The sequence below is a fragment of the Azospirillum sp. Sh1 genome (genome assembly GCF_008365135.1).
Taxonomy (GTDB): domain Bacteria; phylum Pseudomonadota; class Alphaproteobacteria; order Azospirillales; family Azospirillaceae; genus Azospirillum; species Azospirillum oryzae.
This window is the reverse complement of sequence record NZ_VTTK01000028.1, coordinates 38042-50984: the sequence shown is the minus strand read 5'-3', so window position 1 is coordinate 50984 and position 12943 is coordinate 38042. Positions and strand designations below refer to the sequence as shown.

At 70.5% G+C, this 12943-nt stretch carries 10 protein-coding genes; 4 read left to right on the top strand and 6 right to left on the bottom strand.

What is annotated here, in order from left to right; genetic code table 11:
• Positions 1–80: 80 nt before the first annotated feature.
• Positions 81–671 (bottom strand): DUF2239 family protein, encoded by a 591-nt coding sequence (locus FZ029_RS23570; protein ID WP_149272176.1) that lies wholly within the window; start codon positions 669–671, stop codon positions 81–83.
• 254 nt (positions 672–925) lie between these two features.
• On the opposite strand from FZ029_RS23570, the gene FZ029_RS23565 reads away from it, so the two are divergent.
• On the top strand, positions 926–2197 hold the full coding sequence (locus FZ029_RS23565) for an aminotransferase class I/II-fold pyridoxal phosphate-dependent enzyme (RefSeq protein ID WP_149272175.1): 1272 nt from the start codon (positions 926–928) through the stop codon (positions 2195–2197).
• Positions 2198–2435: 238 nt separating this feature from the next.
• Complete coding sequence (locus FZ029_RS23560) at positions 2436–4865, top strand: DNA translocase FtsK (protein ID WP_149272211.1); 2430 nt, start codon at positions 2436–2438, stop codon at positions 4863–4865.
• Positions 4866–5180: 315 nt separating this feature from the next.
• Here FZ029_RS23560 and znuB read toward each other — a convergent pair whose 3' ends face one another.
• Both znuB and znuC read right to left on the bottom strand, forming a co-directional pair.
• Positions 5181–5966: a zinc ABC transporter permease subunit ZnuB gene (gene znuB / locus FZ029_RS23555; RefSeq protein WP_149272174.1), complete on the bottom strand. Its 786-nt coding sequence runs from the start codon at positions 5964–5966 to the stop codon at positions 5181–5183.
• Positions 5959–6759 carry a zinc ABC transporter ATP-binding protein ZnuC gene (znuC, locus tag FZ029_RS23550; protein ID WP_211104197.1) on the bottom strand — a complete coding sequence of 267 codons (801 nt, stop codon included), beginning with the start codon at positions 6757–6759 and terminating at the stop codon, positions 5959–5961. The genes znuB and znuC overlap by 8 nt, the downstream gene beginning before the upstream one ends.
• Positions 6760–6847: 88 nt before the next feature.
• Here znuC and znuA point away from each other — a divergent pair, with 88 nt between their 5' ends.
• Positions 6848–7825, top strand: coding sequence for a zinc ABC transporter substrate-binding protein ZnuA (znuA, locus tag FZ029_RS23545; RefSeq protein WP_149272173.1), 978 nt, complete (start codon positions 6848–6850; stop codon positions 7823–7825).
• Positions 7826–7904: 79 nt separating this feature from the next.
• Positions 7905–8702 carry a 4-hydroxy-tetrahydrodipicolinate reductase gene (dapB, locus tag FZ029_RS23540; protein ID WP_149201138.1) on the top strand — a complete coding sequence of 266 codons (798 nt, stop codon included), beginning with the start codon at positions 7905–7907 and terminating at the stop codon, positions 8700–8702.
• A gap of 21 nt (positions 8703–8723) precedes the next feature.
• Here dapB and FZ029_RS23535 read toward each other — a convergent pair whose 3' ends face one another.
• The 3 genes from FZ029_RS23535 to FZ029_RS23525 all read right to left on the bottom strand — a co-directional run bounded on the left by FZ029_RS23535 (position 8724) and on the right by FZ029_RS23525 (position 12929).
• Positions 8724–10310, bottom strand: a complete 1587-nt coding sequence (locus FZ029_RS23535) for a response regulator (RefSeq protein ID WP_149272172.1) — start codon at positions 10308–10310, stop codon at positions 8724–8726.
• A gap of 122 nt (positions 10311–10432) precedes the next feature.
• On the bottom strand, positions 10433–11059 hold the full coding sequence (locus FZ029_RS23530; protein ID WP_149272171.1) for a LysE family translocator: 627 nt from the start codon (positions 11057–11059) through the stop codon (positions 10433–10435).
• 88 nt (positions 11060–11147) lie between these two features.
• Positions 11148–12929 (bottom strand): glycosyl hydrolase family 17 protein, encoded by a 1782-nt coding sequence (locus FZ029_RS23525; protein ID WP_149272170.1) that lies wholly within the window; start codon positions 12927–12929, stop codon positions 11148–11150.
• Between the last annotated feature and the right edge of the window lie 14 nt (positions 12930–12943).

Genomic DNA, 12943 nt, shown 5'->3' with positions numbered 1-12943 from the left:
AGATTGCCGGCCATTACGGGTCCGCTCCTTCCGGCGGGAACGGACCCGATGGGCGCGCAGGCCGCGCGCCTTCCCGTTTTTCAGCCGCCTTCGTTCAGATTGACGAACGCCTCCGCCGCCAGCGCACGGGCATAATCGCGCAGGTCGGCCGGCCAGTCCGCCGTCAGCGCGTCGAACCGCGCGCGGTCCGCGGCATAGAGCGCCCGCACCGCCTCCTCGTATCCCGGCCGGTCGCCGGCAAGTTCCAGCATGACGCGATAGGCGGCCTCCTGCGCCCGGCGCACGCGGTCCTTCGTCTCGCTCCCTTTGCGCGCCTCATCCACCAATTTGCGCAGCGCCACCGACGCCCCACCCGGCTGGGCGTTCAGCCATTCCCAATGACGCGGCAACAGCGTGACCTCCCGCGCCACCACCCCCAGCTTCGGCCGCCCCGGCCCGCGCGGCAAGGGAGGCGGCGGCGGAGCAAGACGCCACGCGACCTCCTCGTCGCTTCCCCGCAGATCGAGGTCGACCCTCTTGCCGGTGGCATCGTCGAACACCAGCACCGGCGGTCCATCCGGCGCCGCGTCCAGTGCGGCCTGCAACGCCCGCGCAACGCTCAGCGCATCCCCGGCGGCAAGCCGGCGCTCGCCCCGGAAGGCAGTACAGAGGGTCTCGGCGGTGACGGGCATGATCGGAACTCCGGTTGTGAGGCCGGATTTATACCCGGATAAAATAGGCGCGTCAATATCACCCGGATGAAAAGGAGAAGTGCCCTCCTCCTCCCCCTGTGACCGTTCGGCCACCTGCCGCGCTCAGCCGCAATCAAAGGCTTTGTGCGCTTGTGCCCCCCGTGCCGCGCCGATAGGATCGGCCCTTCACGAGACGTGGCCGCCTCCCCGCGCCGGGGTGCGGCATCCGGGGTGCGAAGAGGGTTGCGGTCGCCATGGTCCTCACCGATTTCAGCGTCAACAGCGGTGCCGTCTTCACCGAGGCGATCGGCAACGACCGGCTCGACCTGCTGACCGACTATCCGTTCACCCGGCTGGCCAACCTGTTGGCGCCGATCACCCCGCGCGCCAACGTCGCTCCCATCCTGCTGACGGTCGGCGAGCCGCAGCACACCCCGCCGTCCATCATCGAGGAGACGCTGCGCGCCACCGCGTCCGGCTGGAACAAGTATCCGCCGGTCGGCGGCACGCCGGAGTTCCGCGCCGCGGTCGGCGACTGGCTGACCCGCCGCTACGAATTGCCGGCCGGGCTGCTGCATGCCGACAGCTCCGTCCTGCCGCTGTCCGGCACGCGGGAGGCGCTGTTCATGCTGGCGCTGCTGGCGGTGCCGACGCAGAAGGCCGGGCGGCAGCCGGCGGTGCTGATGCCGAACCCCTTCTACGCGCCCTATGAAGGGGCTGCGGTGATGGCGGGGGCGGAGCCGGTGTTCCTGTCGGCGACGCGCGAGACCGGCTTCCTGCCCGACCTCGACGCCCTGACGCCGGAGCTGTTGGAGCGCACCGCCCTCTTCTATCTCTGCACCCCCGCCAACCCGCAGGGCGCGGCGGCGACGCCGGCCTATCTCGCCAAGGCCATCGGGCTGGCGCGGCAGTACGGTTTCGTGCTGGCGGTCGACGAATGCTATGCCGAGATCTGGCTGGACGCCCCGCCGGTCGGCGCTCTCCAGGTCGCGGCGGGCCTTCACAAAGCCAATGGGCCCCACGAGGACGGCAAGCCCTGGGCCAACCTGCTGGTCTTCCATTCCCTGTCCAAGCGGTCGAGCGCCGCCGGCCTGCGTTCCGGCTTCGTCGCCGGCGACCCGGCGCTGATCGGCCGCTTCTCCCGCCTGCGCAGTTACGGCTGTGCCGGCATGCCGCTGCCGATCCTGGCCGCCAGCACCGCGCTGTGGCGCGACGAGGCGCATGTGGAGGAGAACCGCGCCGCCTACCGCGCCAAGTTCGCGGCGGCGGAGGCGGAGCTGGGCGGCCGCTACGGCTATTACCGCCCGGCCGGCGGCTTCTTCCTGTGGCTGGAGGTCGGCAACGGCGAGGAGGCGGCGAAGCGGCTGTGGGCGGAGGGCGCCGTCCGCGTCCTGCCCGGCGCCTATCTGTCGCGCAACAATCCCGGCGAGCCGAACCCCGGCGAGGCCTTCATCCGCGTGGCTCTGGTGCAGGACGCCGACACCGTCGCCCAGGCCTGCGCGTCCATCGTCCGCATTCTCGGCTGACCGGCCCCGGCCAACCAGGTCCGATCAGCTCCCTGTATTTTCGGTTTCTACAGCACGAGGTTCCCGCCCCATGGCCCGACCCGCCGGCCCCTCCTCCGCGCGCCCCCGGCCCAGCCTGGGACGGCCCGCCCCCAGCCCGCGCAAGGGGGCGCCCCGCGACGGCATGAAGGAACCGACGAAGGACCGCATCCGCGCCGGCCGCGGCCGGCAGGAGAAGCCGCCCTTCTTCTCGCCCGCCATGCGCGCCTTCGTCGTCGCCCGCGCGCGCGAGGCAATGGGGTTCGTGCTCGGCCTGTTCGGCCTGCTGCTGATGGTGCTGCTGGGCAGCTACGACCCGCATGACGCCTCGCTGAATTCGGTCCCCGCCACGGCGGGCGGCACGCACAACCTGTTCGGGCTCCCCGGCGCCTATGCCGCCGACCTGCTGATCCAGTCGCTGGGCTGGGCCGCCTTCGTCATCGCGCTGGTGCCGATGTTCTGGGGCTGGCGGCTGGGTGCCCAGCGCAAGCTCGGCAACCCGCTGTTCCGCACCGTGCTGGCGCTGTGGGGCGTGTTCCTGGTGTCGATGGCGCTGGCCGGCCTGACCGACGCCTCCACCGATCCGCTCGCCCCGCTTCCCGGCGGCAGCATCGGTCAGGTGTTGCTGCGCGGGGTCGGCAACCTGTTCGGGGCCGAGCCGATGGTGGCGACCGCCGCCGCCGTCGGCGGCGGGCTGGTGCTGTTCCTGGCCGCCGGTCTGACCATCGGCGAATGGATCGCCAGCGTCCGGTCGCTCGGCCGCGGCACGGTGAACGGCCTGCGCATGATCCGCCAGGGCGCCCGCAACGGCGTCGATGTCCTGCGCCGCCACGGCCGCACTGCCGCGCAGGCCGCCTCGGTCGCGGTGGACGATGCGTTGCGCGGCGACGATGCGCCGAAACGCAGCCGCCCGCGCTTCGACGAGGCCGTTCAGGTGACCCCGCTGCCCCCGGCCGGCCTCGACGCCGGCCCGGTTCCCGTGTCCGCCGGCCCGGCTGCCGCCCCGAACGCCGCCGACAAGCCAGTACGCGCCGTTCCGATCATCGCCCCGCCGAAATCCGCCGCGTCGGAGCGCGAGGCGGCCAAGGCCGACCCACGTCAGAGCCGCCTGCCGCTGGGGGAGGAGGACGGCCCGCCGGGCTACGAGCTACCGCCGCTCGACCTGCTGCAGGTGCCGCCCACCGGCATCCGCGGCGAGCAGTTGGACGAGGCGGCGCTTCAGCGCAATGCCGGCCAGTTGGAAGGCGTTCTGTCCGACTTCGGCGTGCGCGGCGAGATCCAGAAGGTCCATCCCGGCCCGGTCGTCACCCTCTACGAGCTGGAACCGGCCCCCGGCACCAAGTCGTCGCGCGTCATCGGCCTTGCCGACGACATCGCCCGTTCGATGAGTGCGGTGTCGGTGCGCGTCGCCGTGGTGCCCGGCCGCAACGTCATCGGCGTCGAGCTGCCGAACGCCAAGCGCGAGACCGTGCTGCTGCGCGAGCTGATGGCGGCGGAAGGCTTCGACAAGCATGGCGGCAAGCTGGCGCTGGCTCTCGGCAAGGACATCGGCGGCCAGCCGGTGGTCGCCGACCTCGCCCGCTTCCCCCATCTGCTGGTCGCCGGCACCACCGGCTCGGGCAAGTCGGTGGCGATCAACACCATGATCCTGTCGCTGCTCTACCGGCTGCCGCCGGAGCGCTGCCGCTTCATCATGATCGACCCCAAGATGCTGGAGCTGTCGGTCTATGAGGGCATCCCCCATCTGCTGACGCCCGTCGTCACCGACCCCAAGAAGGCGGTGGTCGCACTGAAATGGACGGTGCGGGAGATGGAGGACCGCTACCGCAACATGTCCAAGCTGGGCGTGCGCAACATCGAGGGCTACAACGCCCGCCTGCGCGAAGCGCGCGAGGGCGGCGAGTCGTTGACCCGCCGCGTCCAGACCGGCTTCGACCCCGACACCGGCAAGCCGCTGTTCGAGGAGCAGCCGCTCGACCTGACCGAGTTGCCCTACATCGTGGTCATCGTCGACGAGATGGCCGACCTGATGCTGGTGGCCGGCAAGGACATCGAAGCGGCGATCCAGCGCCTTGCCCAGATGGCGCGCGCCGCCGGCATCCACCTGATCATGGCGACGCAGCGCCCGTCGGTCGACGTCATCACCGGCACCATCAAGGCCAACTTCCCGACCCGCATCAGCTTCCAGGTCACCAGCAAGATCGACAGCCGCACCATCCTCGGCGAACAGGGCGCCGAACAGCTGCTGGGCCAGGGCGACATGCTCTATATGGCCGGCGGCGGCCGCATCACCCGCGTCCACGGCCCCTTCGTCTCCGACCACGAGGTCGAGCAGATCGTCAGGTTCCTCAAGGCGCAGGGCGAGCCCAACTATGTCGACGCCATCCTGGAGGACGAGGAGGGCGAGGAGTCCTTCGACGACGGCAGCCTGCCCGGCACCGGCGGCGGGTCCGGCGACGACCTCTACGACAAGGCGGTGGCTGTGGTCTGCCGCGAGCGCAAGGCCTCGACCAGCTTCATCCAGCGCCAGCTCCGCATCGGCTACAACTCCGCCGCCCGCCTGATCGAGCGGATGGAGACCGAAGGGGTGGTCAGCAAACCCAACCACTCCGGCAAACGCGAAGTGCTGGCGCGCAACATCGACGAATAAGTGTTTTCGGGGTGCCCGTTGACAGCGGACGGGTGCCGCACCAATATCGGGGGTAGGCGGGCCGGAGACTGGTACTCCCCGGCCCGCCCGCCCGATCTTAGTGCATCAGAAGGTCAAGCAGCCGCTTGACGATCTCCAGCACCAGGATCAGGAGAGTGAGGATCTTCTCCATCCTCCAGCCCTCCGTTCGTGCGGCGGCGATGGCGGCCCTTCCGCCATCGCGTCCGCCCGCGGACTATGGCGCAGGCGGATACGTCCGCAAACGGGAAATCAATACGGTCGTGTTCTTTTCCTGATTGCGGTCAGCGCCGCACTTCAGCGCCGCAAGGGCACCAGCGATCCCAGCAGGAACAGGGCGGCGGCGGCCACCACCACGCTCGGCCCGCCCGGCAAATCCCAGTTCAGCGAGGCCAGCAACCCGGCGGCCACCGCCAGGATGCCAAGGACCGACGCCAGTACCGCCATCCCTTCCGGCGTGCGGGCGAAACGGCGGGCGGATGCCGCCGGGATGATCAGCAGCGACGTGATCAGCAGGATGCCGACGATCTTCATGGCGATGGCGATCACCAGCGCGATCAGCAGCATGAAGGCCAGCCGCAGGGCGTCGACCGGCATGCCCTCCACCCGCGCCAGATCCTCGTCCACCGTCACCGCCAGCAGCCGGCGCCACAGCAGCGCCAGCCCGGTCAGCGCCACCGCGCCGCCGCCATAGATCGCCATCAGGTCGCCGTCGGTCACCGACAGGATGTCGCCGAACAGATAGGCCATCAGATCGACGCGCAGCGTTTCCAGAAACGCCAGCGCCACCAGCCCCAGCGACAGCGAACCGTGCGACAGGATGCCCAGCAGCGTGTCCGCCGCGAGGTTGCGCCGCCTCTGCAGCGCCACCAGCGCCAGCGCCAGCGTCACGCACACCACCATCACGCCGATCATCGGATTGACGCCCAGCAGGAAGCCCAGCGTCACGCCCAGCAACGCCGAATGGGCCAGCGTGTCGCCGAAATAGGCCATGCGCCGCCACACCACGAAGGAGCCCAGCGGCCCGGCCAGCAGGGCGATGCCGCCGCCGGCCAGCAGGGCGCGGATCACGAACTCATCCATGGCAGCAGCCCCCGTCATGCTCCGGAACCACCTTGCCGTCCTCGGCATGGGCATGGTCGTGGTGATGGACATAGACGGCGAGGTCACGGGCGTGGCCGCCGAACAGCGCATGGTATTCCGGGTGCCGGCTGACGTCCTCCGGCCGGCCGGAACAGCAGACATGGCTGTTCAGGCAGATCACCCGGTCGGTGCGCGCCATCACCGTGTGCAGGTCGTGACTGACCAGCAGCACGCCGCAGCCGCGCCGCTGCCGCACCTGGGCAATGCGGTTGAACAGTTCCGCCTGTCCATGCACGTCCACCGCCTGGTCCGGTTCGTCCAGCACCAGCAGGTCCGGTTCGCCCAGCAGGGCGCGGGCCAGCAGCACCCGCTGCATCTCGCCGCCGGAAATGGTCTGCACCGCCGAATCGGCCAGCCGCGTCACCCCGGCCTCCTCCAGCGCCGCCTCCACCTTGTCGGCGGTCACCGGCCGCCACAGCGCCAGGAAGCGGCGCACGGTCAGCGGTAGCGTGCGGTCCACCGCCAGCTTCTGCGGCATGTAGCCGACGCGCAGGTTCGGGCGTCGCAGCACCCGCCCGCCGTCGGGCGCCACCAGCCCCAGCACGGCGCGCACCAGCGTCGTCTTGCCGGCGCCGTTCGGGCCGATCAGCGTCACCACCTCCCCCGGCTGGACGGCGACGTTGACGCGGTCCAGCACGGTGCGTCGGCCGAAGCGCACGGTCAGATCCTCGGTCCAGGCGAGCGGACCGGCGAACAGCGTGGACTCATCCCGTGAAAGAGTGGGTGTTGACATGTTATGTTATAACGTGACACCAGTTGAACTTGACTTCCCTATGCGCTGAAACCAGCGACCTGTCCAGCAAGTCGAGAGGATCCCTCCCATGCGCCTTACCGCGCTGTCCGCCATTCTGACCGCGGCCCTTGCCGCAACCGCCTCCCTGCCGGCCTTGGCCGAGGCGCCGAAGGTGGTGGTGTCGATCAAGCCGATCCATTCCCTCGTCGCTTCGGTGATGCACGGGGTGGGGGAGCCGACGCTGCTGGTCCGCGGCGGCGCCTCTCCCCACAGCTACACGATGAAGCCCTCGGACGCGAAGGCGCTGTCGGCCGCCGATCTGGTGGTCTGGGTCGGCCCCGAACTGGAAGGTTTCCTGGAAAAGCCGCTGCAGGCCAACGCGCCGAAGGCGACGCGGCTGACCCTGATGGACCTGAAAAGCCTGACCCTGCTGCAAGCCCGCGAGGGCGGCGCCTGGGAGCCCCATGACCACGGCCATGAGCATCACGGTCACGACGGTCATGACCACAAGGACCACGCCCAGGACGACCAGGATCATGGGGACCATGACGAACTGAACAGCCACGTCTGGCTCGATCCCGCCAATGCCCGCGCCATCGTCACGGCGACGGCCGACGCGCTGGCCGCCAAGGACCCGGCCGATGCGGAGGCCTACCGCACCAACGCCGACCGCACGCTGCAGGCGCTCGACGCGCTGGACGCTGAGCTGAAGGCCACGCTGGCGCCGCTGAAGGACAAGCCCTTCGTCGTCTTCCACGACGCCTACCAGTATTTCGAGGCACGTTATGACCTGTCGGCGGTGGGATCGATCACCGTCAGCCCGGACCGCCGGCCCTCGGCCAAGCGACTGTCCGCCATCCGCGCCAAGATCGCCGGGCTGAACGCCGCCTGCGTCTTCTCCGAGCCGCAGTTCGAGCCGACGCTGGTCCGCACGGTGGTGGAGGGCACCAAGGCCAAGACCGGCGTGCTCGACCCCGAAGGCGCCGACCTGCCGGAAGGCGAATCGCTCTACCCGACCCTGATGCGCAACCTCGCCGCATCGCTGCGCGGCTGCCTTGGCGCTTAAGCCCAGGCCGGGCCTGTGCTAAACCGCTGGGAGGGCGGGAAGAAAGCCGGCCGGCAGAGTTGAACAGAGGATGGGCGTCATGAAGATCGGTATCGTCGGGTGCGCGGGGCGCATGGGCCAGATGCTGGTGCGCGAGATCGCGGCGACCGCTGGCTGCACGGTGGCCGGCGGGACCGAGCGGGTGGGCGGCCCGGCGCTGGGCAAGGATCTGGGCGTCCTGGCCGGGATCGACCCGCTGGGGGTGACCGCCATCGACGACCCGGTCGCCCTGTTCGCGGAGGCCGACGCGGTGATCGACTTCACCAGCCCCGAATCGACGGAGCGGCACGCCGCGCTGGCCGCCCAGTCGGAAACCGTGCTGGTCGTCGGCACCACCGGCCTGAACCCGTCGCAGCAGGCGGCCATCGCCACCGCCGCCACCCACACCGCCATCGTCCAGTCGCCCAACATGTCGCTGGGCGTCAACCTGCTGCTGGCGCTGGTGGAACAGGTGGCCCACACGCTGGGCGACGACTTCGACATCGACATCCTGGAAATGCACCACCGCCGCAAGGTCGATGCGCCGTCGGGCACCGCGCTGGGCCTCGGCCGCGCCGCGGCGGCCGGGCGCGGGGTGGCGCTGGAGGATGTCTGGCAGAAGGTACGCGACGGCCACACCGGCGCCCGCCCGCGCGGGGAGATCGGCTTCGCCACCCTGCGCGGCGGCGACGTCATCGGCGACCACACCGTCATCTTCGCCAGCGACGGCGAGCGGGTCGAACTGACCCACAAGGCCTCCGGCCGCCAGATCTACGCCAAGGGCGCCGTCCGCGCCGCCCTGTGGGCGCAGGACAAGACGCCCGGCCTCTACAGCATGCGCGACGTGCTGGGCGTATAAGCGCCAAAGGGGCGGCGGGACCTACACCCCCGCCCCGTCGCACTCCAGCACCGCCAGGAAGGCGTCGACCACGCGCGGGTCGAAATGGCTGCCCGACTCCGCGCGCAGCAGGTCCAGCACCTCGGCGATGTCCCACGCCTTCTTGTAGGGGCGGCGGTGCAGCAGCGCGTCGAACACGTCGGCGACGGCGACGATGCGGCCGGCCAGCGGAATGGCGTCCCCGGCCAAGCCCCGCGGATAGCCGCTGCCGTCGAACTTCTCGTGATGGCTCTCGGCGATCTCCGCCCCCATCGACAGATAGCCGCGGCGGTCGCCGCCGCAGGCGTCGCGCAGGATGCTGCCGCCGATGGCCGCGTGGTCGCGCATCACCGCCATCTCCGCCTCGTCCAGCCGGCCCGGCTTGCGCAGGATGGCGTCGGGGATGCCGACCTTGCCGACGTCGTGCAGCACGCTCGCCAGCCCGATGGTGTCGCAGAACCAGTCGTCCAGCTCGTCCGCGAAGGCGTTGCGGGCGTAGAGTTCGCGGGCGATGGCGGTGGCCCAGCGGCCCAGCCGCTTCACATGGTCGCCGGTGACCTCGTCCTTGTATTCGGCCAGCTTGCCCAGCGCATGGACGGTGGCGATCTGCGCCTGGTTCAGCCGTTCATAGAGCCGCAGATTGTCCAGCCCGACCGCCGCCTTGGTGCAGAGCAGTTCCACCAGCGGCCGGTCGCCCTCGGCAAATGGGCCGCCGAGCAGGCAGAGCGCCAGCGGTGCGACATCGCGGCCGCGCAGAACCGTCACCCCATGCCGGCTTCCCCAGCGCGCTCGACCATCGCCCAGCGCCGCCACGATGTCGGCCACAACCTCCGTCGGCAGGTCGGCCGGCAGCCCGGCCTCCGCCACGATCGCCGGCCCGCCGCCCTCCCCCGGCCCGCACAGCAAGGCGGACTGTACGCCGGTCAGCAGCGCTGCCGCCCGCCCGACCAGCCCGGCGAGAAATTGCGAGCGCGAGCGCAGGCCGGCCAGATGGTCGGCCGCCTCCATCACCCGCTCCAGCCCCTGCCGGCCGCGTTCGATGGTGGCGATGTGCTGGTAGGAACGCAATGCCGCGACGGCGGCGGTGTAGAGCTTCTGCGCCGTCAGCTCGCTCTTGGCCTTGTAGTCGTTGATGTCGTAGGCGGCGATCACCTGCCGTTCCGGCGCCTGCCCCGGCTGGCCGGTGCGCAGGATGATGCGGACCTGCCGGTTGCCCATCTCCTCGCGGATGTGGCGGACCAGCTTCAGCCCGGCGTCGTCGGTCTCCATCACCACGTCCAGCAGGATGGCGGCGATGCCAGGATGCTCGACCAGCAGCGACCGCGCCTGCCGCGCGGTGTAGGCCGACAGGAAACGGACCGGCCGCTCCTCGAAGCTCATCTCGCCCAGCACGACGCGGGTGATGGCATGGACCTCGTGGTCGTCGTCGACGATCAGGATCAGCCAGGGCGGATTGCGCCGCCAGCCGTCTCCATCACCATCGGCGGCGTCCTCGGTCTCGGCGGCGAATTCCAGCACGTCGCTTGCGGACTCCCGCCGGCGGTCATCCGTGCCGTCGCCGTTCCCGCCCCTGTCGCAGCCGTCGGCCATCACCGCCCCCGCGGTTCGATTCGCTCGGCCGGCGTCCCGAAAATTACCGGCGCGTGCATCCCCAGATGCGCCGGCAATTTTCGATGAAGCCATCATGATCTGTCAACAAACCGGCGTCCGCGTCAGGCCGTCCGCTTCCAGGCGACGGTCAGCAGCCCGGCCCCCATCAGCAGCGACCCGCCGACCCGGTTGACCGCGCGCTGCACCGACGGCCTCCGCACCGCGCGCCGCGCCGCCGAGGCCAGCATGGCGTAGCCGGCGGCGTTCAGCGTCGCCAGCACCAGGAAGGTCGCCTCCATCACCACCATTTGCCCGGCCAGTGGCCGGCCGGTGTCGAGGAACTGCGGCAGGAAGGCGACGAAGAAGACGATGCTCTTGGGGTTCAGCGCGGTGACGGCATAGGTGTGCAGCATCATGCGCCAGGGCCGCACCGCCGATTCGTCGGCCACCGTCTCCACCCCCTTGACCGGCGCCCGCCACAGCTTGATGCCGAGATAGACCAGATAGGCGGCACCGGCCCATTTCAGCACGGTGAACAGCGCCGCCGACGTCGACAGCAGCACCCCCAGCCCCAGCATGGAGGCGGTCATCGCGGTGAAATCGCCCAGCGCCACCCCCGCCACCGTCGCCATCGCCGATTGCCGTCCGTGGCCCAGGGCATAGGACACGACGATCAGCACCGTCGGTCCGGGGATCATCAGCATGATGGCGGACGCGGCGGCAAAGGCGAGCCATAGATCGGGGGACATCGGACGGGTCTCCGGTTGGTGCCAGGAACCCGTCCATCAATCCACAGCGCGGCGGCCGGCGCAATGGCTTGCTGGCGGCCGCTTGGCGTCAAATCCGCCGCAGCGGACGCCGGGCGCTCCACACCCCGGCCAGGAAGGGCAGAGCCAGCAGGATCTGCAGGGCCGCCCAGCCCAGCGCCTCCCAGTTCGGCCGCGTCCAATCGACCTCGTGCAGCGCCTCCATGAAGGGCAGCTGGCCGTAGATCAGCGATTCCAGCGGCACGAAACCCTCGGCCAGCACCGTCAGCAGCGCCCCCAGCAGCAGCCCGAAGCCCAGGACCGCTTCGACCGGCAGGCGGCGGACGGCGCCGCACAGGCCCCGCGGTTCGCCATCTGCGGTGGGCACCGCCGGGCGGAACAGACTGGCGATGCCCAGCGCGTTGCGCGTCTCCGTCCCGACCGGCCGGCGGGCGGCGCGGATCAGCCCCAGCGCCGGCAGCGCCACCGCCGGGATCAGCAGGTACGGGTTGGGAAAGTCGCGATAGCGGCCGTCGAAGACGATCAGCAGCGACCAGACCAGCGCGGCGACGCCCAGCGCCACGGCGCTCCACCGCCCCACCCGCTCGGTGCGGGTCAGGGCCGGGCGGGCATGGCGCAGGCCGACCAGCGGCTCGCGCGCCAGCCCGCCGCTCGCCAGCGTGCGATGGGCGGTCAGCAGCACCGCCAGCGCCAAGGCGGCGGTCAGCGCCAGCATGACCACGGCCAGCGTGGTGTCCTGCCAGTAATGCTTGCCATGCTCCGCCACGAAGGCGGCACGGACATAGAGGGTGGACAGCGCCTGCGCCAGCAGGATCAGCGCCACCCAGCCGGTTCCCGGCAGATGGCGGCGGAGCCCCGCCAGCCCGCCCAGCAGCACCAGCGCCAGCCCGCTCGACGCCGCGAACAGCCAGGGCCACGCGACATTGCCGACGACCGGCCCGGCCAGCGAGAATTTCGGCGTGCGGTCGGCGTTGTAGAGGCCCCAATGGCCGCCGACGGTGCCCTCCAGCTTCGCCTTCCATTCCTGGTCGAAGGCCTCGATCACGTTGTAATCGAAGCCCTCCTGCTCGGCCATGCGGACGAAGGCGTTGACGAACTTCGCCTTGTTGACCAGCCCCGGCACGGCGGCCCCGCGCGAGCGCCCCTGCGTCGGCCAGCCGGTCTCGCCGACCAGGATCGGCTTGCCCGGAAAGCGGTGGGCGATGGTGCGGTAGCTCTGGCGGATGCGCTCGGCCGCGCCCTCGACGCCGGCCGGCACGTCCTCCCAATAGGGCAGCAGATGGATGGTCAGGTAATCGACATGGTCCGCGATCTGCGGGTATTTCAGCCACCATTCCCACACGTCGGCATAGGACACCGGCTGCTTCACCGCCGCCTTGACGCGGTCGATGTAGCCGGCGACCTGCTCCGGCGTCAGTTCGCGGCGCAGCAGAACCTCGTTGCCGACGATGACGCGGGTGATGACGTCGGGATAGCGGTTGGCGAGGTCGATCAGCGAGGCGATCTCCGCCTCGTTCTTGTCGGTCCGCGAGGACAGCCACGCCCCCATGGTGACCTGCATGCCATGCTTGCGCGCCAGTTCCGGAACCACCTGCAACCCCTCCAGCGAGGTGTAGGTGCGGATGCCCGCCACCTGCGGCGCGAGGGCGACGATGTCCTCCTCGATCTGGGCGGTGGAGGGCAGGACGCCGGTCAGCGGGCTCTGCCCGTCGCGGAAGGGCGCGAAGGACACGCTGCGCAGCTTGCCGCCGGGCGGCGGGTCGAGCGGCACCGGGCGGTTCGGCAGGGACCAGACGGCGAGATTCGCGAGGCCGGCGACGATCATCGCGGCGAGGATGAGGATCAGGCGCATGGGCGGGATGTCTA